Consider the following 24981-nt stretch of genomic DNA (forward strand, 5'->3'; position numbering starts at 1 on the left):
ACCGAGGACCCGACGGACGATCCGACGGTAGAGCCGACTGAGGACCCGACGGAAGATCCAACAGAGGTTCCGACGGAAACCCCGACTGAAGAACCTGAAAAGCCTGGTTCCTCTACTTCGAGCATTCCGGACCTCAGCAGCCTGTGGCCGCTCATCCCGCTGGTGATTATCCCGCCGGTACTGGCCCACTTCTTCAAGCCTCCGCACATTCCGGAGCTGCCGACGAAGCCGGTCAAGCCGGTTGAGCCGCTGAAGCCACAGCAGCCGAAGGCACCGGAAGCTTCGGAAGCGCCGAAGGCGCCTAACACGGAAGCACAGCCGACGCCAACGCAGAACCAGAATGCTCAGCCGACCCAGGCCAGCCAGCCTGGTACGACCTCGAGCACTGCGGCCTCTGCTAAGAGCACCTCGTCTGGCAAGCTCGCCAACACCGGTGCCAACGTCCTAGGCCTCATTGGTGTGGCTTTGGCGCTCATCGCTGGTGCAGCGTTGATTCTGCGTCCTAGCCGCCGCAAGGATTCCTAAGACCTAGGTTTCCTTAGGGGGCTTGGCCAGCCCCCAAGGCAGTGGTTGAGTGAACCACGAGCAAACGCCCGAGCAAAAGCTCGGGCGTTTCTTTTTACGCAATCGCACTGCGAGGTCCAGATACGCCTTCGAAGTTCGATGCTGGCATTGAGCAAGGTTTGTCAGCTTTCGTGGTGTTGCGCCCCTCGACCGGAACTGAGCAAGATTGAGGGCCCGCTGTCCTGTCGGCCGAAACGCTGAGAACCGCCGGGGCCTTAGGACTCTTGTGTGCGTCACCCTTCGCGCTCACCGGGAGCACTAGTGGTCGCTGATTGATGTCCCCCTGTGAGCGCGAAGGGTGGGCGGGGGAGACGTAGGCGTGTGCGGCGCAGCTGTTGGGTTCCCTGCGGGCAAGAAGAAGCCCCGGCCACCGCACTCGTTGTGAGTTCGTGGTGGCCGGGGCCTTGCTAGCGTCGCTGTGCTTGGGGACAGCCGCTGGGGCTTAAGCGCCTTTAGACGTCGAAGGCTTCCTCTAGCAGGTTCTTCTGCTCAATCTGGTGAACCTTCGCGTTACCAGTAGCAGTCGAGGACTGCGAGCGGCGGGAGACGCGGACCATCTCCGGCATATCCGGGATGAGCTCACGCAGGTGCTCGTTGTAGAACGGCCACGGACCTTGGTTCGCCGGCTCGTCCTGCACGAAGCGAATCTGCGTTGCGTTCGGGTAAGCCTCGAAAGCCTCACGCAGACGGTTGAACGGAATCGGGTGGAGCATCTCCACGCGGATGATAGCGATATCGTCGCGGCCGTCGGCCTCCTTCTTCTTTGCCAGCTCCCAGTAGAGCTTGCCGGAGACCAGCATGATGGTCTTGACCTTGTCCGTATCGCCGACCTTCTTGCCGTTGATGTCAACGAAGTTCGGGTCGTTGATGACGGACTGGAACTTCTTGACCTCAGTGAAGTCCTCCACGGAGGAGGTTGCAGCCTTGTTGCGCAGCATAGACTTCGGGGTGAAGACCACGAGCGGGCGCTTCATCTCACCAAGTGCCTGGCGGCGCAGCAGGTGGAAGTGGTTAGCCGGGGTGGACGGCTGTGCCACAGTCATGGAGCCCTCAGCGCACAGCTGGAGGTAGCGCTCGATGCGGGCCGAGGAGTGGTCCGGGCCCTGGCCCTCGTAGCCGTGGGGCAGCAGCAGGATCAGGCTGGACAGCTGGCCCCACTTGGCCTCACCGGAGGAGATGTACTCATCGATGATGGTCTGAGCACCGTTGGCGAAGTCACCGAACTGTGCCTCCCAGGCCACTACAGCATCCGGGTTACCCACGGTGTAGCCGTACTCGAAGCCCATGCCGGCGTACTCGGTTAGCGCGGAGTTGTAGACCATGAACTTACCGCCATTGCCCTTGGCCTCAGCCAGGTGTGCAACCGGGTTGTATTCCATACCCGTGTGCGGGTCGAAGGCCACTGCATGGCGCTGGGTGAAGGTACCGCGGCGGGAATCCTCACCGGCCAGGCGCACGACCTTGCCGGAGTTGGCCAGGGAGCCAAAGGCGATGAGCTCGCCCCAACCCCAGTCGATGCCGCCTTCGCGGGAGGTCTTCTGGCGGTCCTTGGCAACCTTGCGAACACGCTTGTGGTACTCGAAGTCCTCTGGCGGGGTGCCGTAGGCATCGCCGATCTCGGCGAGTTCCTCGGCAGTGATGGAGGTATCCAGACCGCGAGTCAGCTCCTGGGAGGAGGTAATACCGGTCTGCTCCTTCGGACCAGCCTCTTGCGCCTTCTTGTGCTCGGTGAAGACGGATTCCATCTGGTCGTGGAAGTCGCGTGCAGCTGCCTCTGCCTCTTCATCGGAGAGGTCGCCGCGGCCGATGAGCTCCTCGGTGTAGCGCTCGCGGACGGACTTGTGGTCATCGATGATGTCGTAGAGCAGCGGCTGGGTCATCGACGGGTCATCGGCCTCGTTGTGGCCGCGCAGGCGGTAGCAGACGAGGTCAATGAAGACGTCCTTGCCGAAGCGGCGGCGGTACTCGGTGGCTAGCTTGCCCACCCAGACAACTGCCTCGGGGTTGTCGCCGTTGACGTGGAAGACCGGGCAGTCGAAGCCCTTGGCCAGGTCGGTGGCGTAGTGCGTGGAACGGCCGGAGTCCGGGGTGGTGGTGAAGCCAACCTGGTTGTTGACAACTACGTGGACGGTACCGCCGGTGGTGTAGCCGCGCAGCTTGGACAGGTTGATGGTTTCCTGGACCACGCCCAGGCCGGTGAAGGAAGCATCGCCGTGGAGCATGATCGGCACGACGGTGTGGCCCTCCGCGCCCTTGTCCAGGATGTCCTGCTTGGCACGTGCGATACCTTCCATGACCGGGTCAACGGCCTCGAGGTGAGACGGGTTAGCGGCCAGGGTGACCTTGATTTCGCCGTCACCAAACATCTGCAGGTGCTCGCCCTCAGCACCCAAGTGGTACTTCACGTCACCCGATCCGCCGAGCTGGCCGCCCTTGTAGTTGCCGTCGAACTCACCGAAGATATCTGCCAGCGGCTTGCCCACGATGTTGAAGAGCACGTTGAGGCGGCCGCGGTGCGGCATACCGATGACGACCTCGTCGAGGTCCTGGCCAGCGGCGGTGTCCACGATGGAGTCCAGCAGGGCGATGAGGGACTCAGCGCCCTCCAAGGAGAAGCGCTTCTGGCCCACGTACTTGGTCTGCAGGAAGTTCTCGAAGGCTTCAGCCGCGTTGACCTTCTGCAGGATGTACTTCTGCTCAGAGTTGGTCGGCTTCGGCATGCCGGCCTCAATCTGCTCCTGCAGCCAGCCGCGCTCATCGCGGTCGAGGATGTGGGCGTACTCAGAGCCGACCTTGAGGGTGTAAGCGGAGCGCAGGCGGGTAACCACCTCACGCAGAGTCATGGTCTCCTTGCCACCGAAACCGCCGACGTTGAAGGTGCGGTCCAGATCCCAGATGGTCAGGCCGTGGGTAGCCAGGTCGAGGTCGCGGTGATCCGGCCAAGGCAGGCCCGGCTGCTTCCAGCCCAGCGGGTTGATGTCAGCCAGCAGGTGGCCGCGGGAGCGGTAGGCCTCGATGTACTGCATGACGCGCGTGTTCTTGTCGACGCCCGTGTTGGGGACGTCGGCAGCCCAGCGGAAGGGCTGGTAGGGAACGCCCATGGACTCGAAGAGCTCGTCCCAGAAGGCGTCGTCCAGAATGAGCTGGCCGATGGTGCGCAGGAACTCACCAGACTCAGCGCCCTGGATAACGCGGTGATCGTAGGTGGAGGTGAGGGTAACCAGGCGTCCGACGCCCAGGTCTGCCAGACGGTCTGCGGAGGTGCCGGCGAATTCAGCCGGGTAGTCCATGGAGCCGACACCGATGATGGCGCCGGAACCCTTGGTCAGGCGGGCGATGGAGTGACGGGTGCCAATGCCGCCCGGGTTGGTCAGGTTGATGGTGACGCCGGAGAAGTCATCCATCGTCAGCTTGTTCTTGCGGGAGCGGTCAACGATGTCCTGGTAGGCATCGATGAACTCGGAGAAGGTCTTGTTCTCTGCCTCCTTGATGGCAGCCACGACGAGGGCGCGGGAACCATCCTTCTGCGGGAGGTCGATGGCCAGGCCCAGGTTGACGTGCTCCGGCTGGACCACGGTGGGTTTGCCGTCCTTGATTTCGTAGCGCACGTTCATGTCCGGGTGGATCTGAACCGCCTTGACCATGGCGTAGCCCAGGATGTGGGTGAAGGAGATCTTGCCGCCGCGGGTGCGCTTGAGGTGATCGTTGATCATCGCACGGTTTTCCCACATGAGCTTGACCGGGATGTCGCGCACGGTGGTGGCGGTGGGGATCTCCAGGGACTCGTCCATGTTCTTGGCGATTGCCTTGAACATGCCCTTGAGCACGCGGGAGCCCGGCTCCGGTGCATCCTTGATGCGATCCAGCGGGGACTCGGACTTCTTCTCCGCCTTCTTTGCGGACTTAGCGGCCGCGGCAGAAGCCTTAGAGTCGCTCGGTGCCTTGGCACCCGGTGCGGCAGGGGACTTCTCTGCAGCCTGTGCCGCGCCCTTCTTCTGTGCGGGGGTGGTGGCCGGAGCGTCCGCAGCCTTGGACTGTGCGGCCGACTTCGGTGCCCCGTTGGCCTCAAAGTACTCGCGCCACTCCTTGTCTACGGAGTTCGGGTCCTTTGAGTACTGCTGAAACTGTTCGTCAATCAGCCACGCATTCGGGCCATAGATGCTCGAGTTGCTCACGGCAGATGCTCGCCTCTTTCTGTGCTTCTAAATTTGTCTTTATTCGACTCTAGTAGGCCAATCCACGGGTGCGAAAGGCACCCCGAAAAGTGTCTTCCTTTATGATACGGGCCCTGTAAGTTTGGCCACTATCCTGGGCGCGTTTCGCGGCCTTTACTCCCCCTGCAGGGGGGAGAGTTGGGTGTTGGCATGGTCAATAACTTGGCGGCCCAATTTGCGGTTGGCGGTTGTTCCCAACACCGCGCCTACACCCATCGGCAGCAGCTTAGACACCCACGCCCACTTCAGCTTCTTGGTGGCTTGCTTCATAAACAGCTTGGTCAGGCGGCCGTTGAGGCCGCTGAGGGTAGGGCCGGAGAAGCGCGAGAGAGTAGCCGCGGAGGTTACACCGGACAGTGAGGTCACATCGCCCACAAAGGTATCGACCAAGGCGCTGCCCTGGGAGCCGGTAAGCACCACCAACACGAGTGCACGGCGGCGCTCCTTATCCCGGATGTCGTCACCGCGCAAGTGCGCCGAGGCGAGGATGTACCACGCGGCTGCTTCGAGGAAGACCAGGGATTCAGCGCCAACGGTGGCCGCGCCGGTGACGAGGCCGATACCGGGGATAGCAGCGGAGGCACCGGCGGCGGCACCCGTGCCGGTGATGATGTTCATGAAGTGCTTGTCAATGAGCGCTTGGAGCTGAGCCGGGCTGGCGTCGGAGTTGCGCTTCTTTACGCCTTCGACGTAGCTGATGATGACGGAAGACTGTACTGAGAGGATCTTGTCGATGGCTCCTAAGAAACCTTGGGTAATGCGGTTGGACTCATCAACCTCCAAGGTGCCTACCGTCTCGGAAGTGCTGGCCCCCTCTTTAGATGAATCCCGGCGGCTAACAGTTTTGTTCTTTTTGTCAAAGACCTTGTCGAGCATTGTCTCACCTTATTTCTTTGCTAATGCTGATTGTGAACCTGAACTGTATGTTTACCACCGTATCGAAAAGCTTTATTGAGCGCGTCGGCAAGCTAGCACACTAGGGTATGAGACATGAGCGAGTTTGAGCCTTCCCCTCCGCGTGAGGTCAGCGTGGCCGCGGCGCGCTTGCTTGCAGATTCCCTCCACGCCCGTGCCCGCGCCGCCCACGAGGCAGCACGCACCGCGCTTGCCGACGATCTCACGGTCCTCACCAGCGGCGGTTGGGTACGTGGCTGCATCGAAGAGGAATTGCGCACGGACCGTCCGCTGAGCGCGCCCGTGCGATCGTGGCGCGGGATTCCCTTCGGCGCGGATACGTCGGGCGCGAACCGTTTCATGGAGCCGCGCCCGGCCCCGGCCTGGGAAGGGATCCGGGATTGCCGCGAGTTTGGCCACGTTGCCCCGCAGCCGGTCTATTCCTGGACCGACCGCATTGAAGGTGCGGAGGACTGCCTGACTCTCGATGTCGTCCGCCCACACCATGCGGGTGGGCCCGATGCGCCGTCGGGTTCTCAGGCAGGGGAGAAGCTGCCCGTCGTGGTGTATTTGCATGGTGGTAGCTTCATCGTGGGCTCCTCCCACATGTTGATGCTGCGCGGTTTCGAATTCGCGGCGCAGATGGGCGTGGTCTATGTTTCGGTGAACTTCCGCTTAGGCGCCTTGGGTTACCTCGACGTCCGCAGTCTTGGCGGTGAGGCGTGCGCTAACCCGGCGGTGGCGGACCAGGTCTTGGCTTTGGAGTGGGTGCGGGACAATATCGCGGCCTTCGGCGGGGACCCAGACAATGTCACGCTCATGGGGGAATCCGCCGGCGGTGCTGCGGTCCTGACGTTGATGGCTGTTCCGCGCGCCGAGGGCCTGTTCCACCGTGCGATTGCTCAATCACCACCGATCGGCATGATTCATTCGCGAGCGCAGTCAGTCTTTTGGGCCCGCGAGCTGGTCCACAAGATGGCCTTGCCGCGTGATACCACCGCGGATGATTTACGCCGCGAAGATTTCGCGGACGTGGTGCGCTCCGGTCAGTCTATGATGTGGCGCGCGGGGGAGTTACTGTATCTAAATTCCTGCTATGCGCCGACTGTCGACGGCGACCTCATCCCACAGCACCCCATCGAGGCCTTCGAGGCCGGCAACCAGCACCCCGTGCCCTTGCTTGTAGGAACCAACTCCGGTGAAGCTAGTTTTGGCAAGTTCCTTTACCAGCGTCAGAGTGCGCGTGAGCGCGCAGCGCTGCGCCTGCTAGCTTCCTTCGATCCGGAAAGCGCACCGGATGTCGTCGCGGCATACGGTGGTGCGGTGTCGCGCCGCGATTTCGGGGACTTGCTTACCGACGCCCTCTTCTGGGCCCCCACCGTCCGCGTGGCTTCGGAGCATGCGCGGCGCTATCCGACGTGGATGTACCGCTTCGACTTCGCCCCGGCAGCACTGCGTTGGTTGGGCTTGGGGGCGATGCACTCGATGGAGCTCTCCAATATCTTTGGTGATCCGGGAGCATCACGCGTTTCCTTTCTTAACAGCATTGCCAAATCCTCCGAGATGGAGGAGGTGACCGAGACCATGCAGGCGCAGTGGGGCGAGTTCATTCGGGGCGGCGCACCTCTAGAGAACTGGCCGCAATATCGCGCCCCGCAGCGCTCGACCATGGTCTTCGATGTGGAGCCGCGCGTCGAGGAGGCGCCGATGGAGGGGCGTCGCCAAGCGTGGGAGGCCTACGACATGTTGGAGTGGGGCACCGGGCGACCGGAGATTCTGAAGGAACTGGGATTCCTGCTTGAGGACGGCAGCTATTGACGGCGAACGCAGGTAAGATGTGTGGGGCCTTGGCAGCAGCCTGGGTGAGACTCCCACATGGATGGATGTTTATCACATGAGCTTTTTTGAAGATATCGCCTCTGCGCTGGACGGGGAGGGCATTGAGTCCCGCGTCAATGACGATGTGATGTTCGTGCCCATCACCTCCGATTTGGAAATCCAGTTTGTGGAAATTGACCCACTTCTGCCAGCCGCCAACGTATACATCGCCGCCGCCGACGTGGACGAGGATGACGAAGACTTCGAGGCCGTTTTGGTCTCCGTGGCGTTCTCTGTGGAGGATGCGGTTGAGGCCGTATCCCGTCACATCGCCACGGACCAGGTGGTGACGGTGCTGCGTGACCTGCTAGAAGGTACCGATGAGCGCATCGCTGAGCTGGAGTTTGTCCAGGACGAATTCAACCCGAACCTCGTCGTGGCGGAGGTAGCCAACGATTCGGAACTGCGCGTGCTGGTGGAGACCATCGACGGTGTTCCGAGCGCGGTCGTGCGTTTCCTCTCCTTCGACTTTGATGAGGAAGAGCTCGATGAGCTGGAGGATGAGGCAATCAGCAAGCTCTGGGACATCGAGACTCCAGAGGACTTGAGCGAAGAAGAGCGCGTTGCCATCTTCGGCGACGCGGAAGACGTGGACGGCGGGCTAGCCCCCATCATCGAGGTTCCTGCCGAGGCCCTCGAACTGGGCACCTACACCGATTTTGACCGTCTCTTTGACGTGCTGAGCCTTGTCTCCGATCAGGCCTTGGACTGGGAAGCCCAGCTGGTTAGTATCGATGACTCCGATTTTGACGAGCCTGAGGTCTATGACATTTTCGGTGCTGACGATGAGGACGAGGATGACGTTCTTTTCGACGACGATGATGACGATGACTCCGACATCGAGGAAGGCGACGCCGACGACTAAAAGCGTCCGGGGTAGGGTAGGAGCGTACTTTTCCCTGGCGTTGAAGAGGAGCAACCAAGACAAATGCCGATTGGCAAGGCATCACTGAGCCAGCGTCTGTGTGTTGGCTCCGCGCTAGTGTGCGTGGCCTTGTCTTGGGTCCTGTCGTTGCGCTCGGACTATGGCCATCGTGATTTTGTCTTTTCCTCCGTGCTTTCGACCGGCGTGTGGTGCCTGAGTCTGCTCGGCGCAATTCTCTTCATTGCCGCACAGTGGCGGTCCTTGGGTAACCACGCACTGTTCAACCCTTTGCTTGCAGTGGCGGCAAACCTCCTCTTGTCGTCGTTGATCTTCAACATCAACATCCCCTTGTACCTCGACATGATGGGCACGGCTTTCATAGCAATCGTTTACGGCCCTGTCTTGGGAATGGGCACCGCAGTTTTGAGCGCTTGCCTGGCTAGTATCAATAACCCGTCGCTCTTGGCGTATTTGCCAACAGCCGTGGTGGTGGCCTATTTGTTTGGCTGGCTTGCGCGCCGTGGTGCGTTTAAACGAATGCTGGCCATGATGCTTGCTGGTACCGGGCTGGGCATTGTCGCAGGATTGTTGTCCGCCGTTTCTACGTGGTTACTTCCCAGCGATTACGGCCAGCGCGGCCCCGCTGAACTTATAGCGCTGTGGGAGCTCATACTGCATGATGAACGCCTCGCCATACTGCTTCAGAACCTGTGCTCTGACGTCATTGATAAGACGTTTACGGCACTTGTGGTGTGCATTGCAATCCGCTTGGCTCCGAAGCCGATCCTCCGCCTTTATGACTACCCGGAGACGCGCCCAGCTTTGGATCGCGTGCTGACGGAGGACAGGTTCTCGCTTTCTCTTGATGAGGAGCCGCCCAAAGGTTTTCTGGACCGGATCCAGCGCTATTTCTAGCGGCTGAGCATCTCGACCTGATGAGGCCCACCGGTATTAGGCGGCCTGACTAAACCCTTCGAAAAGGGAAAGCGGGGAATGCACCGGTGTGTAGGCGCTATCCACCAGCCACACAAACGTAGCCGCGCTGCTGCTGGAAATCTCATGCACCGCGGAGACGAGTTCTTCAGGAACTAGGGCCCGCACCCACGCTTCCGCTAGTGAAGGGGCGACGGGGCGGCCAGTGGGATCAGTAATGCGCACCGTAACGAGGTAAGAGGGCACGCGCTTTTCGCCATAACCCAGAACACGGGCCTTAGCCCGCTCACCCACGCGGTGGCGCGAAATGGTAAGCGTCAGTGGGAGCGCTTCACCGCCATATATCTCTACCGGTGGCAGCACTTTTGATGGCGGGCGCCACTGTGGCGTCGGCCGCGCAAGCGAGCGCGGATGACGGATGATGCTCTCTATGGAGCGAAGCGTTTCGTGGTGGTGGTAGAGGATATCCGCGGTGAGTTCACCGGTGCTGAGAGTGGACGGGGACTGAACGGACGTGTGAATGCTGCTGTAGTTCTTCATGGCCCACACACTAGAAATCCACGCGGACATCACCGAATCTTTAAGGGAACGTATGTTCGATGAAACGTTCGATGATTTGACGGGGTGGGATACAGTGAATGGCGATATGAAAAATACTGCAGCTCCGCAGGTTAAGATCCCGCGGGAAATTTGGGTCATGGTCACCGCCGGGTTCATCATCGCCTTGGGGTACGGGCTCATTGCGCCGCTGCTTCCACAGTTCATCGTCAGCTTCAACGTCTCGATGGCCGCAGCTGGCCTCGTTGTCTCCGTCTTTTCCGCCAGCCGCCTTGTCTTCGCCCCGGCCGCCGGCTTCCTCATTGACCGCGTGGGCACGCGCCGCGTTTACGTGACAGGTTTGTTCACCGTGGCGCTGACCACCGGCTTGGTGGGAATGGCGCAGGAATACTGGCAGATCGTCGCCTTGCGGGCTATCGCGGGCATTGGTTCGACGATGTTTACTGTCGCGGCGATGGGGCTCATCGTGCGCCTGGCACCGCCCAGCATCCGCGGGCGCTGTTCGGCTACCTACGCCACATCCTTCCTTCTCGGAAACGTGATTGGCCCGCTCGTGGGGGCGAGCCTTTCCTTCCTGGGGTTCCGGTGGCCCTTCTTTATTTACGGCACCGGTGTGGCTATCGCCGCGTTGGTTGTGTGGATCCTCATGCCGTCGGTCAATCGCGCCGATGAGCGCCGGCGTCAACTCCGTCCGATGCACTTGGCGGAAGCCTGGGAGGATACCGCCTACCGGGCGGTACTGACGTCGAATTTTGCCCAAGGCTGGATCAACATGGGCGTGCGCGTGGCTGTCCTCCCTCTGTTCGCAGCCGCCATTTTTGCCAACGGCGCCTCGACGTCGGGCGTCGCTCTGGCGGCCTTCGCCGCCGGCAACGCCATTGTCCTGCAGTTCTCCGGATCATGGTCCGACCGGGTCGGGCGCCGCCCGCTCATCATTGCAGGACTGGTGGGCTCCGCATTGTTCGTTGGCACGCTGGGCTTGGCGACGAACATCGTATCCCTCCTCATCCTTTCCGCCCTGTCCGGCGCGGCATCGGGCCTCATCGCTCCGTCGCAGCAAGCAGCCGTGGCGGACATCGTGGGCTCGCAGCGCTCGGGCGGACAGGTGCTGTCGACGTTCCAGATGGCAGGTGACTTCGGGCAGATTTTAGGCCCGATTTTCATCGGGCTGCTGGCGGATAGGTACGGATTTGAGACAGCTTTCGGGTTCTGCGCGGTGGTGGCTGCGGCGGGCATTGTGGCGTGGATTTTCGGCCGCGACACCTTGGGGGAGCGGAAGATTATTCTGCGTGGGTTGCGCCGCCGCTACCACCCGCGGCGATAGAAAGCAGAATCATCCGACTACGAATTGCTAGCGGAGTTGTGCTGACGGAGTTTCGGGGCGGGTTAATGCTACTTAGCGCGTGTGGCGCGCTTTCTTGCTGCACGCAGCCCATCGTGGGGTGGTGCCAGTCTTGAAGCTGCGCTCCCGAAAACGCGTAAACCCATACACGGAAGTTTCGGAACCGGTATCTGGGCGGTTCCAGCGCTTTTGGCTACGCTCGCTCGCGGCTCCCATAACCGACCTCCATTTTTCTGCACCAAGGCAACAGAGATTAATTACTTCTTAATCTGCTAAGAAAAGATTAATTTATGGTGGTTATGGCGTCAACTTCCTGGTTTAACTCAATGTGAGGTTTAAGCCACAGTGCGCCCGGCTGCATAAAGCTGCCTGGGCATGTCACGGCGGAGGCTCCATTCGAACTGGATCGGCTTCTCACCGCTGTGCGTGACGTAGTCGACGTTTCCTAGGAAGGTATACGCTGATGCCGTGTCCACCTTGTTCCGCTTGTTAAAACGGGTTGCTATGATGATGTTCCCGTTGAGCTCATGGTGGTGGATATAGCGGTGAGCCATCGCGGACTTAAGTGATGTGGTGGATTGGGATTCCCAGTGCAAACGATCCGGTGCTAGCGGGTAATCGCGGTAGTTTGTCGAAGCACTAACGTTCTCATCCTTTTGGAAAGTAACCAGGAAAAGATCAGTGTTAAAGGCATCGAAGCAGCGTACCCCTTCGCGTGGGAGGTTGGCGAGCTTGCGCAGAGAGCCGTCGTCCAAAGCGCCGACGAGTTCGGCGAGGCTGTAATCCGCGTGTGTTTCCAAGACACTATTCGTCGATTTCTCTGGGATGACTCGGGAGCGGTCGAGTGTGAGCCGCATAACCTGAGTTACTTCGGCGACGAAGGCAGGGCAGGCGCGGATGATGCCCAGGGCCTGGTCAATGGTCTCTGGGATTGCCGTATTTGAGTTCGCCCACAGAGCCAGCACAAGCATGGTGGCGTACCGGACTTGCTCGGGAGTCATATCGTTCTCATATGGCCCATCCGGAGAAACCAGGAGACTGTAGGCCGCTACGCGGTTGGGATCGTTGATGTGTAGCAGCACCCGGATTCGGCTGAGTAGAAACTCTTCGTGCTCGCTCGCAGGGCCGGAGGGCAGCAGGTTCTCGTCGCGAAGCAGCGTGGTCCACGTAATGCCCTTGCGACGGTAGATGTCTTCCACGGGGACGCCAGAGCTATTTATGAAGCTTGCGAGGTCGGTCGAGCCGTAGTCAGTAATGAGTGCTCGTATCTTCTTAACGGTGTTCCGGGCCAAGCGTTTGATGTTCTTTAGAACGCGCTCGGTCGTCACGCGGTCCAAGGTGATGCTAGAGCCAGGCGGGGCAGTAGGGAAACCTTGCTCTACCTCCTTGGCGAGGTTCTTTCCGCGAGCGGCGGTAAGCACCTTGAAGCGCTCTTCGAAATCGAATTCCTCGTGCTGGAGACCTAAGAAATCAAAGACGGTGCAGGCGTTTTTCCTTCGTTGAGGCGCCAAGCTGTTGGACAAAGAGCACTGGGCTTTGCGTCGGGCGCAGAAGCAACAGCGCGTTGACCGCTGGGATGTCGACGCCTTCGTTGAAAATATCGACCGCGAAGATGATCTTGATAGTTCCCTCGCGAAGCTGCTCGATGGCGCGACGACGCTCACCAACGTTGAGCTTGCTGCTGACCGCTAAGGCAGGGATGCCGAAAAGGTTGAATTGCTCCGCCATGTATTCGGCGTGGGCGATGGTCACGCAGAAGCCAAGGGCTTTCATTTCGGAGAGATCGAAGATGCGACGGTTGAGCTCATTGATGATGAACCTGGTGCGCTTCTCTCCGGCCTTGATATAAAACTCGCTCAGCTCCGAAGCTTGGTAGTCCTTCTTTCCACGGTTCCAGGTGAGGCTCGTCAGGTCGGTATCATCGTCGACTCCGTAGTAGTGCAACGGCGCGAGGAGCTGGAGGCGCAACGCATCCCAGAGGCGAAGCTCATGGGCTACGCGATAGTCGAAATACTTCTGGACATTCTCGCCGTCACCGCGCTCCGGTGTGGCCGTTAGCCCCAGGAGCTCACGCGGCTGCAAGTAGTCAAGGACTGCGCGGTAGGTCGAAGCTTCGGCGTGGTGGAACTCATCAATGACGACGACCTCAAAATGGTCCGGTGCAATCTGGGTCAGGCGCTTGCCATGCAGAGACTGGATGCTCGCGAAGACATGGTCCCACTGGGCAGGCTGTTCACCGCTGAGGAGGAGCTCGCCAAAGCTGGCAGTGCGAAGAACCTCGCGGTACGTTCGCTGGGCCTGGGTGAGAATCTCACGCCGGTGGGCAATGAAAAGCAGCCGTGGCCTTCGCCCCAGCTTCTCGCAAAGGCGGCGGTAGTCCAATGCGGCCACGACCGTCTTGCCTGTACCGGTGGCGGCAATGAGGAGGTTGCGGTGACGATCGTGAACTTCGCGCTCGGACTCTAAAGCTTCGAGCATCTCTTCTTGGTAGGGGTAGGGCTCGACGCGAAGGCCAGATAGCTCGAGCTTTTCGCCGGGCTTTGATTCGAGGAATTTGGCGCTGCCGAGAGCCTCCTTGAGGCGCGCGTAGTCCTTCTCCGGAACAAAGGTTTTGAAGTGATTGTCGTACCAATAGCTATCGAAGGTCTTGATGAACTTCTCAATGATCTCCGGCGTGGAAGAACGCGAGCCGCGGACGTTCCATTCCCAACCATCAACCAGCGCTGAGCACGAAAGGTTTGAGCTGCCGATGAAGGCGGTGTCGAAACCAGACTGGCGGCGGAAGAGCCAGGCCTTGGCATGCAAACGTGTGCTCTTGTGTTCGTAGCAAATGCGGACTTCAGCACCGTAATCTTCCACGAGTCGGCGCACTGCGGCTGCTTCGGTCGCCCCGCAGTAAGTGGACGTAATGACTCGCAACGGAATCTGGTGATCCCTGAGGTATTCCAGTTCATCGCTGATGATCGCAATGCCCGAGCTCTTGATGAAAGCGCACAGCAGATCGACGGAGTCCGCCGTTCTAATCTCACGGGCGATCTCAACCGACATATTGGTGTCGTCCACGCTGTTGGTGAACAAGGCACTGGTGTTGAGCGAGACTTCCGGAAGCTCCGGGGCCTCCTCGAGCTCTGATCGATAGATGGCGTAGAGCAGCTGTTCTGCGGCGATAGACTCATCCGCACCAAGATGTTGTGCTAGCGCATTGATGAGGGCAACGCGGTCTTCCGCCTTCGTCATCTCGGTGAGTTTTTGTTCAAGTGCTTTGGCGAAATGCTGAGACACTGCCGCGGCGAAGCGCGGATTGACGTCCTTCGTGGACTCGTGAGCGATGCCAGTAGCAGCCGTGGGGCGAGCCCGTTTGGTCTCCTCGATCCGCTCCTGAATACGAGCGGTGACCGGGGTTTCGTAGATGCCGAAGGGCAGGATGGATTCGGAGCTCATAGGCGCGAAGAAATGAGTTTGACGGTGGGAATGTCTGCGGGAGCCCAGTCGAGTTCCCGTGCCTCAGGTGAGGTCACCCAACGCGTCTCGTCGTGATCACTAAGGGTTAGTTCACCGGACTCGATGCGGCACAGGAATGTAGTTAGCTCAATGGTGGCGAAGTCATACTCGTACAAGGTCGAGGTGACCTTGTCGCCAACGGTTGCGGTTACGGAAAGCTCTTCCTTGATCTCACGCGCCAGCGCCTGCTCCGGGGTTTCGCCCGACTCAACCTTGCCGCCCGGAAACTCCCACATGCCGGCGAGGGACTTTCCAGGAGCCTTTCGACAGGCCAGGAAACGATTGCCGTCTGTGAAGACGGCGCCGACAACACGAATCGGTGAACTCATGGGGACCAGTATGCCGGCTAGCCCCGGTCTTATCTAGGAATTCGCGCCCGTGGCAGCAGAAATATGCGCAGTCACAATGTCATCAATCAACCGCGCGGCCAGCTTGGCGGTGTGGGCGTCGATGTCGAAGGTGGGGTTGAGCTCGACGACGTCGACAAGCGCGAGGCGTCCCGTGGCGGCGATGGTGAGTGCGAGTTCCCGGATGATGTTTACCGGGACGCCGAGGCCTGCGGGGGCGGAGACGCCCGGTGCTTGGTCGGCGGGCAAAACGTCCAAGTCGATGGAGAGGTGGATGGGTGTGGTGCCGGCGCAGATGCGCGCGGCGGTGTCACGCACCTGGGCGCGGTCCATGCTGAGCAATTCCTCGTCGAGGACGACGGTGACGCCGAGGGCGGAGGCTTCGTCGAAAAGCACCGGCGTGTTGTTAGGGCGGGAGATTCCCAGGACGGAATAGTCGAAGTCCTCGCGGCCGACCAGCTCAGAAATCTGCTTGAACGGGGTGCCGGAGGTGGGCACGTCTGCGGTGCGGAGATCGAAATGCGCGTCCAGGTTGATGACCTGCAGTGGGCCCTGGGCGCGGAAGGCGCCGCGGTGGGAGCCGAAGGCCGTCTCGTGGCCGCCGCCGAGGATGATGGGCAGGTGCCCGGCGCGCGAGAGTGTCTCCACTGCTTCGGAGAGGCGCTCGTGGGAGCCCTCCAGGTCGGTGCCTTGGGTGGTGATCGTGCCGGCGTCGTAAAGCGGGTGCGTATGGTGCAGCGCCAGGGAACCCAGGGCGCTGCGCAGGGCGGCCGGGCCCGCAGCCGCGCCGGGGCGGCCATGGTTGCGCTCAACGCCCTCGTCGGAGGCAAAACCCAGGAGTGCGACGCCGGGATCTGCCTGGGGCTTGGCGACGTCCAGCGGGCGAACCACGCTGTGCCACCGCGCATGCTCGGGGCCCGGGCCATCGGAGCGGCCGGACCACTCGGGGGCGGGGGAGTAGGCGGGGGCATCAACGGTGTTCATGGTTATCCTTTCGCGTCTGTTCCTTGCGGGGCAGTCTCTTGTGGGGCACTCGTGGCGGCGGTGCGGCGGCCGGTGAGGTAGAAGATGGCCGTCATCAGGAGGATGAAGATAAAGCCCGTGGCGAGTGCCGGGCGGTACTGCTCCTGCCACACCATGATGCCAAAAGTGAAGATGATGAAGGCGATGGAGAAGTATTGGCCCCAGGGCCAAAAGGGGACGGTGTATTCCAGACTGGCGCGTTCTTCGGTGGGCATCTGGCGGCGGGAGGCCACGTGGGCCAGGAGGATCATCAACCACACGTAGATGGTGGCGAAGGTAGCCAGGGAGGCGATGATTTCGAAGACATTCTCCGGGATGAGCGCGTTGAGCGCGGTGCCGATGATCATGACGATGAGCAGGATAATCATGGTCATGACGGGCACACCCCGAGTCTTCTTCGCCATGATCTGCGGCGCGAGGTTCTGGCGTGCCAGGCCGGTAAGGACGTTGCCGGCGCCGAAGAGATCAGCATTAATAGCGGAGACCGCCGCGGTGATGACGACGACGTTGAGGGCGGCCGCGGCCCAGGTAACACCAAGGGTGGAGAAGATTTGGACGAAGGGGCTTTCCTCACCGGTGATGCTGCGCCAGGGGTTGATCATCAGGATGACCAGGATGGCCAGGACATAGAAGAGCAGGATGCGCACCGGGATGGTGTTGACGGCCTTCGGTACGGACTTGGCGGGATCTTCTGCCTCCGCACTGGCGACGCCGACGATCTCCGTGCCGCCGAAGGCGAAGAGAACGAGGATGAAGGAGGCGACCATACCGGAGACGCCGTTGGGGAAGAAGCCGCCATCGTTGACCAGGTTGGTCGGGCCGGTGGTCTCCGCGGTGGAGAGGCCGAAGACGAGCACGGCCACGCCACCTAAGATCATGGCGATGACGGCGCCGACCTTGACGATGGTGAAGGCGAATTCCAGCTCGCCGAAGGCCTTGACGGTGGCGAGGTTGGCGCCGCCGACGAGGAGCAGCGTGGCCGCAACCCAAACCCATTTGGGCGAGCCGGGGAACCAGAATTGCATATAGACGCCGATGGCGGTGAGATCCGCCAGGGCCACGATGACCATCTCGAAGGCGAACATCCAGCCGGTGATGTAGCCGGCCCAGGGGCCTAGGAAGGCGCGGGCGTATTCGGCGAAGGAGCCGGTGACGGGGTGGTGCACGGACATCTCACCCAGCGCGCGCAGGAGGAAGTAAACCACGGCGCCGCCGAGGAGATAGACCAAGAGGACCGAGGGGCCGGCGGCTTGGATGGCGCCGGCGGAGCCATAGAACAGGCCGGTGCCGATGGCCGAGCCTAAGGCGATGAAGTGCAGGTGCCGGTGTTTCAAGCCGGGGCGCTTGGCGGTGGTTTCTGCCACGGGGATGCGTCCTCCTCAGTTCCCCAATGCGGTGCTCGTTGGTTCCGGCGCCGCGGATTAAGGGGAGTGGTTGGTGCGGGTGGGTCTGGGAGTTACTTTCCTCTAGTTCAGACGTGGGGTCAATTTTGTGGTGGGGTGGCACGGTTGGGCTCTATGGCGGGGAACTCATTCCGCTTGTGGGGGTGACGTGTGTGACAAGTATGTGTGGTGCCGCTAGTATGTGGAAGACCTGCGTGTGGCTGTCGCGTGGGCACGGCTTCAAGCAACCGCCTTTTCTTGGCGTGTGCTTGATCGGCGCGATCATTTAAGAGAACGCGTTTGTGGCCATGCTAATGACGTGTAGTTTCCACCACCGTGAGGTAGAACATGAACTCTGAAGACGCAATCGTTGACGCCTTCTACGAGAGCGACGACGATGTCCCCTCCAAGAAGGGCATCTGGCGCCTCTTTGTCTACAGCGCTATTGGCGCTTTCGTATTCTTCTTTCCCATTAGCTATGACGGAAAGAAGTCCATCCCGCTTGACCACATGGTCACCATCATCCGCACTTATGCCGATGCCTTCGTGCCCTGGTTCATCCTGGCGCTGGCGCTTTATGGCATGGTGCGCAGCATCGTGAACAAGAATTGGCGGGAGGGGCCACTGCAGGCGGTATTTACCGCGCTCAACGTGGTGGGCCTAGTGGTCTCCTTCCTCATGGTCATTGGAACGCTGCCGGGAGTGCTGGCCAACGAGGACATCGTGCCCTTCCTGTGGAATTCCATTGCCACTCCGGTAGGCCTTATCGTGCCGATTGGCGGCGCCTTCCTCGGCCTTCTGATTGGCTATGGCCTCCTGGAATTCGTCGGCGTATTCATGCAGCCCATCATGCGCCCGCTCTGGCGCACGCCGGGGCGCTCCGCCATCGATGCGGTGGCCTCCTTCGTGGGCTCTTACTCGCTGGGAATCCTGATTACTGACCGCGTGTATCAGCGCGGCGGCTACACTGCGCGTGAGGCATCCATCATCGCGACGGGCTTCTCGACGGTCTCGGCGGCCTTCATGGTGATCGTCGCCAAGCAGCTCGATCTGATGGGCATGTGGGGCACCTACTTCGCGGTATCCCTCGTGGTGACCTTTGCGGTTACTGCAATCACTGTGTGGATTCCGCCGCTGAGCAGGATCCCTGATGAGTACGTGGACGGCGTGCAACCGGACCCCGAAAAGCCGGTCAAGGGTAACTTCATCAAGGCCGCGTGGCGCGAGGCGCTGCTGGCGCTGGACCGCGCGCCGTCCTTGGGTGCTGCCATTTGGGAGAACCTGCGCGATGGCGTGCGCATGGCGGCGGCGATCGTGCCCTCCATTATGTCCGTGGGCCTGATTGGCCTTCTGCTGGCTAACTTCACTCCACTTTTCGATTGGTTGGGCTACCTGTTCTATCCCTTCGCGTGGATTGTCCAGCTGCCGGAACCGGCACTCGCGGGCAAGGCAGCCGCCATGGGAATCGCGGAAATGTTCCTGCCTGCCACCGTGGCGGCTGGGTCCTCGAGCATGGTGCTCAAGTTCGTGATCGGCGTGGTCGCGATTTCCGCCATCATCTTCTTCTCCGCGCTGGTGCCCTGCATCCTGGCCACCAAGATCCCGATCAAGCTGTGGCAGATTGTGGTCATCTGGTTCGAGCGCGTGGTGCTCACCATCATTATTGCGACGCCGATTGCTTTCCTGGTGACTTAGCTGGGACTTATATGAGGTCTCATTAGAATGTGGGCCCATGAGTACCTCCCGAGTCCCGGCGGCGCGCAACGCGCTGGAGATCCTGCGGTTGCTGTCCACCATCGACGTGCCGATTTCCGCCGCGCGCATCCGCAGTGAGCTGGACCTGCCGCGCTCGTCCACCTACCACCTGCTCAAGGAGATGGTGGACGCGGGATTCGTGGTGCACCTGCCGGAAAACCAAACCTATGGTTTGGGGCTCGCCGCCTACTCTATGGCCGCGGCCTATGCCACGCAGCAGCCCCTCGTGAAGGCAACGCAGGGGCACCTGGAACGCATCGCTAGCACTGTGAGCGGCTCGGGGCACCTGTCGCGCTTGGCGGGTTCGGAGATTCTCTACCTCAACGAGGTGCGCGCGCCGGGGGCGCTGTCACTGGTCACAGAGAAGGGGGTGCGGCTGCAGGCCCAGCGCACGGCCTCCGGGCGCGCCATGCTGGCGTTGCTACCAGAAGCGGAATGGCGGGCGGCATATTTCCCTGGTTCTCTAGGCTTCGGCGAATACAAGGACATCTTGCGCCAGGTGCGTGAGCGCGGGTGGGCCGAAGAAGTTGAGGTGGTGGCGCGGGGGCAGGCGTCGGTTGGCGTGGCGGTGGTAGACCACGTGGGCAGGCCCGCGGCGGCGCTGGCTGTGACCTTTCCCGTGGGCACCGTTGATGCCGCCGGCGCGGCGGAGAAATTACACGCGGCTGCGCAGCAGGTTGCGGCGAGGATGTACGGGCGCCGTTAGTGCGCGTGGGTGTGCGAGGTGCTTGCGCGCCGGGGAACCTGTTGTACTATGAGCGCAGCGCGTAAGGCTGTCGCGCGTATCACTATTTTTCTAAACTTGTGAAAGCAAGTACGTATTTTCGCGTGCCTTTTTACCCCCTATTGAAAGGGGTGAGGTGCGGGTAATGCAGTGACGTCGAAGGAGCCTTACATGTCCAATTCTTATCCCTCCACCGTGACCGTGGGTATCGGTGCGCTGAGCATCGAAGAGGTTGTAGCCGTAGCGCGCTATGGCGCACAGGTAGAAATTTCTGAGGATGCCTTGGCGGAAATCGCCTCCACTCGCGAGCGCGTCGAGGAGCTGGCCCAGGACCCGACTCCGGTATACGGCATTTCTACTGGTTTCGGCGCGCTGGCCCGCCGTCATATTCCGGAGGAGATGCGCGCGCAGCTGCAGCTCTCGCTCGTGCGCTCCCATGCTGCGGGCACGGGCCCGGAGGTAGAGCAAGAGGTCATCCGCGCGCTCATGTTGCTGCGCCTGTCCACCCTGTGTACTGGCCGCACCGGCGTGCGTCCGGTGGTGGCGCAGACCTATGCTGCGGTGCTCAACGCCAACATCCACCCGGTGGTCCGCGAATACGGCTCCTTGGGCTGCTCCGGTGATTTGGCGCCGCTTGCGCACTGCGCGCTGGCGCTGCTGGGTGAGGGTGAGGTGCGCGTCGATGGCGGCGACATCACCCCAGCCGCTGAGGCCCTGTCTGCTGCGGGCATTGAGCCGCTCAAGCTGCGGGAGAAGGAAGGCTTGGCGCTAATTAACGGCACCGACGGCATGCTGGGCCAGCTGTGCCTGGCTATTACAGATCTGCGAGAACTGGCCAAAACCGCGGACATTGCCACCGCAATGACCGTGGAAGGCCTGCTGGGCACCCTGGTGGTCTTCGCCGATGACCTGCAGCAGCTGCGCCCGCACCCGGGCCAGGCCGATGCCGCGGCCAATATTCTGACGGTGGCGGAAGGCTCGGAGATTCTCGAGGCGGCCCTCGAGGACTTCAAGAAGAAGCAGGTCCAGGACGCCTATTCGGTGCGCTGCGCGCCGCAGGTGGCCGGTGGTTTCCGCGATACCCTGGCGCACACCGCCTTGGTTGCGGAGCGGGAGCTTGCCGCGGCCGTCGACAACCCGGTTGTGGCCAAGGATGGGCGCGTGGTTTCCAACGGTAACTTCCACGGCGCGCCGGTGGCCTATGCGCTGGACTTTTTGGCCATTGTTGTGGCTGACCTGGCTTCCATTTCTGAGCGCCGGACCGACCGTTTCCTCGACGTCGCTCGCAACCGCGGCCTCAACGCCTTCCTGGCCGATGATCCGGGCGTGGACTCCGGCCACATGATTGCGCAGTATGCGCAGGCGGGCATCGTCTCTGAACTCAAGCGCCTGGCCAACCCGTCTTCGGCGGATTCCATCCCGTCTTCGGCGATGCAGGAAGACCACGTCTCCATGGGCTGGTCGGGTGCGCGCAAGCTGCGCAAGGCGGTCGACGGTCTGCAGCGCGTGCTCGCCATCGAAATTCTCACCGCCGCCCGCGCTATTGATATGCGTGAGGGCCAGCCGGCCAAAGGTACCGGCGCGGTCATCGACGCTCTGCGCAAGACTGTCCAGGGGCCGGGCACTGACCGTTACCTCTCCCCGGAGATTGAGGAGACCGTGCGCCTGGTTAAGGAAGGTGCGCTGGTGGCTGCGGTAGAAGGGGCCGTCGGCACGCTGCGCTAACTCCACCCCGGCCCCATGGCATGTGCCATGGGGCTTTCTCGTGCGCCCTTGATTTCAAAAGTGCAGACCTAGAAGTGCAGACCTGCGGGCAGCGCGCAGCTGCAGTACTGGTCGTGCGACAGTCTTGTATCTGAGACAGCTAGGCCAAAAGTGTCCTGGCTCATGGTGCTGCGTCACAGTAACTTGTCCTGTGTGACGCTGACCAAGCCTTAAAGGGACAGCCCCGGGAAACCGGCCTTGGGGGGTTGGGAGGGCGTCGAAAAGCACGAGCGAAAGGAAGTCATGTCTGAACCCCGCGAAGTACGCGCCCCGCGCGGAACCGAACTGAACGCCAAGTCTTGGCAGACCGAAGCCCCGCTGCGCATGCTCATGAATAACCTCGACCCCGAGGTTGCTGAGCGCCCCGAGGACCTCGTGGTCTACGGTGGCACCGGCCGAGCTGCCCGCAGCTGGGAGGCCTTCGATGCCATCGTGGAGTCGCTCAAGGACCTTGAGTCTGATGAGACCCTGCTGGTGCAGTCCGGCAAGCCGGTGGGTATCTGGAAGACCAACGAGTGGGCACCGCGCGTGCTCATTGCCAATTCCAACCTGGTCGGTGACTGGGCCAATTGGGAGCACTTCCGCAAGCTCGAGGATGAGGGCCTCATGATGTACGGCCAAATGACGGCCGGTTCCTGGATTTACATCGCTACCCAGGGCATCCTGCAAGGCACTTTTGAGACCTTCGCGGCCGTGGCCAAGAAGCGCTTCAACGGAACGCTTGCCGGCACCTTTACCCTGACCGGTGGCTGCGGCGGCATGGGCGGCGCACAGCCGCTGTCCGTCACTCTCAATGGCGGCGCTTGCCTCATCGTCGATGTTGATGAGACCCGCCTGAAGCGCCGCCAGTCCAAGCGCTACCTCGATGAGGTCGTCACCGACCTGGACGAGGCCCTCAAGCTGGTGCTCGACGCCAAGGAGAACAAGAAGCCTCTGTCCGTGGGTCTGGTGGGCAATGCCGCCGAGGTCTTCCCGGAGGTGCTGCGCCGCCAGCGTGCGGGCGAGTTCACCGTGGACATCGTTACGGACCAGACCTCCGCGCACGACCCGCTGAGCTACCTGCCCACCGAAATCACCGTCGAGGATTGGCACAACGAGGCCAAGGCAGATCCGGCCACCTTCACGAAGAAGGCCCGCGAGGCCATGGCCGCCCAGGTCCAGGCCATGGTGGAATTCCAGGACGAGGGCGCCGAGGTCTTCGACTACGGCAACTCCATCCGCGACGAGGCCCGCAAGGCCGGCTACCAGCGCGCCTTCGAGTTCCCGGGCTTCGTCCCGGCCTACATCCGCCCGCTCTTCTGCGAGGGCCTTGGCCCGTTCCGCTGGGCGGCGCTTTCCGGCGACCCGGAGGACATCAAGGTCACCGACCAGGCGCTCAAGGAGCTCTTCCCGGACAACGAGCACCTGCACAACTGGCTCGATGCCGCCGAGGAGTACGTGGAGTTCGAGGGCCTGCCGGCGCGTATTTGCTGGCTGGGCTACAACGAGCGCCACAAGGCTGGCTTGCTCTTCAATGACCTAGTCAAGGAAGGCAAGATCAAGGCCCCGATCGTCATCGGTCGCGATCACCTGGACTCCGGCTCCGTGGCCTCCCCGTACCGCGAGACCGAGGCCATGCTCGATGGCACCGATGCCGTGGCTGACTGGCCGCTGCTCAACGCCATGACCGCTGTGTCTTCCGGTGCCACCTGGGTGTCCATCCACCACGGCGGTGGCGTGGGCATGGGCCGCTCCATCCACGCGGGCCAGGTCACCGTCGCCGATGGCACCGAGCTGGCCGCCGCCAAGCTGCGTGCGGTGCTCACCAACGACCCGGGCATGGGCGTTATCCGCCACGTGGATTCCGGTTACACTCGCGCCAAGGAAGTCGCCGACGAGCGCGGCGTGCGCATCCCGATGGAATTCAAGGCCCGCGACTAGACACGAGAGGAAAAGAAGATCATGTCCACCCTGTTTACTGGAATCTCAGAGTTGCGCACGGTGTCGGAGGCAGGCACGCTTGCCGACGCCTCCATCATCGCCAACACCGACGGCACCATCGCCTGGATCGGACCGGCCGCCGAGGCGCCAGCCGCGGACGAGAAGGTCGACCTTGGCGGCCGCGCAGTTCTGCCGGGCTGGGTGGATTCCCATACCCACATGATCTTCGACGGCGACCGCTCCGCCGAGTTCGAAGCCCGCATGGCGGGAGAGTCCTATCAGGCCGGCGGCATCGCCGTGACCATGGACGCGACCCGCTCGGCGGGGGAGGAGCGCCTGGAAAAGCTTTTGGTGGAGCGCATCGCCGCCGCCCGCCGCGGGGGAACGACGACCCTGGAGACCAAGACAGGCTATGGCCTCAACACCGCCTCCGAGGTGGAGGCTGCGAAGGTGGCTGCCCGCCACGTCGATGACGTGACCTTCCTCGGCGCGCACCTCGTGCCGCCGGGAGCAGAGGCCGAGACCTACCTCGACGAGGTGGTCGGCCCCATGCTCGATGGGGTGGCCGAGCACGTGCAGTGGATTGACGTCTTCTGCGAGCGCGGTGCATTCGACGAGGATCAGTCGCGCCGCGTGCTCGAGGCCGGTAAGGCCCGCGGATTGGGCGTGCGCGTGCACGGCAACCAGCTGGGCGAGGGGCCAGGCGTAGCACTCGCGGTGGAGCTGGGTGCTGCCTCCGTGGACCACGTCAACTACCTCAGTGATGCCGATGTTGAGGCACTGGCGTCTTCGGATACGGTGGCCACCTTGCTGCCTGCCTGCGACCTGTCCACGCGTGAGCCGCTGGCGCCGGGACGCAAGCTTATCGACGCCGGCGCGACCGTCGCCATCGCCTCCAACCTCAACCCGGGCACCTCGTACACGTCCTCGATGAACTTTTGCGTGACCACGGCCGTGCTTCAGCAGCACCTTACGCTCGATGAGGCGATTGCCGCCGGCACGCTGGGCGGTGCCACCGCGCTGCGCCGCCAGAATGTTGGCGAGGGCAAGGATGCGCAGGGCCGTCCGGCCAAGGGCTCGCTGGTGGTCGGTGCTGCCGCGGACCTGCACGTGCTCGATGCCCCGAGCGCTATCCACCTGGCCTACCGCCCGGGCATGCCGATGACCTGGAAGACCTTCGTGGGTGGCCGCGAAGTCTAGGCCGGGGCAAAGGCACCATTTGAGGGGCACCTTATAAAGAAACCGACATGTATTGACGTGGGGTTTTAGATTTCGGAAGCCGCAAATGGTGCCTTTGGGTTTGGTATCTTCGGTCTT

At 61.8% G+C, this 24981-nt stretch carries 16 protein-coding genes and 1 pseudogene; 10 read left to right on the top strand and 7 right to left on the bottom strand.

Annotated features, from left to right (window positions below):
* The coding region (locus HMPREF2822_RS12015; protein ID WP_118790730.1) for an LPXTG cell wall anchor domain-containing protein at positions 1-525 on the top strand (525 nt) is incomplete at its 5' end.
* Positions 526-1016: 491 nt separating this feature from the next.
* On the opposite strand, the gene HMPREF2822_RS12020 is transcribed toward HMPREF2822_RS12015, so the two are convergent.
* Positions 1017-4739 (bottom strand): multifunctional oxoglutarate decarboxylase/oxoglutarate dehydrogenase thiamine pyrophosphate-binding subunit/dihydrolipoyllysine-residue succinyltransferase subunit, encoded by a 3723-nt coding sequence (locus HMPREF2822_RS12020; RefSeq protein ID WP_070524955.1) that lies wholly within the window; start codon positions 4737-4739, stop codon positions 1017-1019.
* A gap of 153 nt (positions 4740-4892) precedes the next feature.
* Positions 4893-5654, bottom strand: coding sequence for a hypothetical protein (locus HMPREF2822_RS12025; RefSeq protein WP_070524957.1), 762 nt, complete (start codon positions 5652-5654; stop codon positions 4893-4895).
* A gap of 114 nt (positions 5655-5768) precedes the next feature.
* On the opposite strand from HMPREF2822_RS12025, the gene HMPREF2822_RS12030 reads away from it, so the two are divergent.
* The 3 genes from HMPREF2822_RS12030 to HMPREF2822_RS12040 all read left to right on the top strand — a co-directional run bounded on the left by HMPREF2822_RS12030 (position 5769) and on the right by HMPREF2822_RS12040 (position 9330).
* Positions 5769-7490 carry a carboxylesterase/lipase family protein gene (locus tag HMPREF2822_RS12030; protein ID WP_070524959.1) on the top strand — a complete coding sequence of 574 codons (1722 nt, stop codon included), beginning with the start codon at positions 5769-5771 and terminating at the stop codon, positions 7488-7490.
* Between the two features lie 76 nt (positions 7491-7566).
* Positions 7567-8415, top strand: coding sequence for a DNA primase (locus HMPREF2822_RS12035; protein ID WP_070524961.1), 849 nt, complete (start codon positions 7567-7569; stop codon positions 8413-8415).
* A 63-nt stretch (positions 8416-8478) separates the two neighbouring features.
* Positions 8479-9330, top strand: coding sequence for a hypothetical protein (locus HMPREF2822_RS12040; protein ID WP_070524963.1), 852 nt, complete (start codon positions 8479-8481; stop codon positions 9328-9330).
* Positions 9331-9366: 36 nt separating this feature from the next.
* On the opposite strand, the gene HMPREF2822_RS12045 is transcribed toward HMPREF2822_RS12040, so the two are convergent.
* Positions 9367-9888, bottom strand: a complete 522-nt coding sequence (locus HMPREF2822_RS12045; RefSeq protein WP_230307869.1) for a hypothetical protein — start codon at positions 9886-9888, stop codon at positions 9367-9369.
* 106 nt (positions 9889-9994) lie between these two features.
* On the opposite strand from HMPREF2822_RS12045, the gene HMPREF2822_RS12050 reads away from it, so the two are divergent.
* A complete protein-coding gene (locus HMPREF2822_RS12050) occupies positions 9995-11230 on the top strand; it encodes an MFS transporter (RefSeq protein ID WP_070525264.1) in 1236 nt (411 codons plus the stop codon).
* Between the two features lie 353 nt (positions 11231-11583).
* Here HMPREF2822_RS12050 and HMPREF2822_RS13895 read toward each other — a convergent pair.
* From HMPREF2822_RS13895 to HMPREF2822_RS12070, 4 genes and pseudogenes are all read right to left on the bottom strand, one after another.
* Positions 11584-14689, bottom strand: a pseudogene (locus HMPREF2822_RS13895) (DUF3427 domain-containing protein).
* Entirely contained in the window at positions 14686-15078 is a 393-nt protein-coding gene (locus HMPREF2822_RS12060) for a (deoxy)nucleoside triphosphate pyrophosphohydrolase (protein ID WP_070524965.1), read from the bottom strand. The pseudogene HMPREF2822_RS13895 and the gene HMPREF2822_RS12060 overlap by 4 nt, the downstream one beginning before the upstream one ends.
* Positions 15079-15111: 33 nt before the next feature.
* Positions 15112-16080 carry a formimidoylglutamase gene (gene hutG, locus HMPREF2822_RS12065; RefSeq protein ID WP_070524967.1) on the bottom strand — a complete coding sequence of 323 codons (969 nt, stop codon included), beginning with the start codon at positions 16078-16080 and terminating at the stop codon, positions 15112-15114.
* A 2-nt stretch (positions 16081-16082) separates the two neighbouring features.
* Positions 16083-17483 (bottom strand): amino acid permease, encoded by a 1401-nt coding sequence (locus HMPREF2822_RS12070; RefSeq protein ID WP_070524969.1) that lies wholly within the window; start codon positions 17481-17483, stop codon positions 16083-16085.
* A 366-nt stretch (positions 17484-17849) separates the two neighbouring features.
* Here HMPREF2822_RS12070 and HMPREF2822_RS12075 point away from each other — a divergent pair, with 366 nt between their 5' ends.
* From HMPREF2822_RS12075 to hutI, 5 genes are all read left to right on the top strand, one after another.
* Positions 17850-19196: a YjiH family protein gene (locus HMPREF2822_RS12075; RefSeq protein WP_070524971.1), complete on the top strand. Its 1347-nt coding sequence runs from the start codon at positions 17850-17852 to the stop codon at positions 19194-19196.
* 37 nt (positions 19197-19233) lie between these two features.
* Positions 19234-19962, top strand: a complete 729-nt coding sequence (locus HMPREF2822_RS12080; protein WP_070524973.1) for an IclR family transcriptional regulator — start codon at positions 19234-19236, stop codon at positions 19960-19962.
* Between the two features lie 189 nt (positions 19963-20151).
* Entirely contained in the window at positions 20152-21705 is a 1554-nt protein-coding gene (gene hutH / locus HMPREF2822_RS12085; RefSeq protein ID WP_070524975.1) for a histidine ammonia-lyase, read from the top strand.
* Between the two features lie 282 nt (positions 21706-21987).
* Positions 21988-23664 (top strand): urocanate hydratase, encoded by a 1677-nt coding sequence (locus HMPREF2822_RS12090; protein WP_070524977.1) that lies wholly within the window; start codon positions 21988-21990, stop codon positions 23662-23664.
* 21 nt (positions 23665-23685) lie between these two features.
* Positions 23686-24864 (top strand): imidazolonepropionase, encoded by a 1179-nt coding sequence (gene hutI / locus HMPREF2822_RS12095; protein WP_070524979.1) that lies wholly within the window; start codon positions 23686-23688, stop codon positions 24862-24864.
* Positions 24865-24981 lie beyond the last annotated feature (117 nt).

Origin of the sequence: Corynebacterium sp. HMSC062E11 (genome assembly GCF_001811845.1) — a bacterium.
Lineage (GTDB): Bacteria > Actinomycetota > Actinomycetes > Mycobacteriales > Mycobacteriaceae > Corynebacterium > Corynebacterium hesseae.

Coding starts and splice junctions, on each gene's coding strand:
- HMPREF2822_RS12080 (WP_070524973.1), top strand. CDS start 19,234: ATGAGTACCTCCCGAGTCCCGGCGGCGCGCAACGCGCTGGAGATCCTG.
- HMPREF2822_RS12030 (WP_070524959.1), top strand. CDS start 5,769: ATGAGCGAGTTTGAGCCTTCCCCTCCGCGTGAGGTCAGCGTGGCCGCG.
- HMPREF2822_RS12045 (WP_230307869.1), bottom strand. CDS start 9,888: ATGAAGAACTACAGCAGCATTCACACGTCCGTTCAGTCCCCGTCCACT.
- hutG (WP_070524967.1), bottom strand. CDS start 16,080: ATGAACACCGTTGATGCCCCCGCCTACTCCCCCGCCCCCGAGTGGTCC.
- hutI (WP_070524979.1), top strand. CDS start 23,686: ATGTCCACCCTGTTTACTGGAATCTCAGAGTTGCGCACGGTGTCGGAG.
- HMPREF2822_RS12040 (WP_070524963.1), top strand. CDS start 8,479: ATGCCGATTGGCAAGGCATCACTGAGCCAGCGTCTGTGTGTTGGCTCC.
- HMPREF2822_RS12090 (WP_070524977.1), top strand. CDS start 21,988: ATGTCTGAACCCCGCGAAGTACGCGCCCCGCGCGGAACCGAACTGAAC.
- HMPREF2822_RS12060 (WP_070524965.1), bottom strand. CDS start 15,078: ATGAGTTCACCGATTCGTGTTGTCGGCGCCGTCTTCACAGACGGCAAT.
- HMPREF2822_RS12035 (WP_070524961.1), top strand. CDS start 7,567: ATGAGCTTTTTTGAAGATATCGCCTCTGCGCTGGACGGGGAGGGCATT.
- HMPREF2822_RS12050 (WP_070525264.1), top strand. CDS start 9,995: ATGAAAAATACTGCAGCTCCGCAGGTTAAGATCCCGCGGGAAATTTGG.
- HMPREF2822_RS12025 (WP_070524957.1), bottom strand. CDS start 5,654: ATGCTCGACAAGGTCTTTGACAAAAAGAACAAAACTGTTAGCCGCCGG.
- hutH (WP_070524975.1), top strand. CDS start 20,152: ATGTCCAATTCTTATCCCTCCACCGTGACCGTGGGTATCGGTGCGCTG.
- HMPREF2822_RS12075 (WP_070524971.1), top strand. CDS start 17,850: ATGAACTCTGAAGACGCAATCGTTGACGCCTTCTACGAGAGCGACGAC.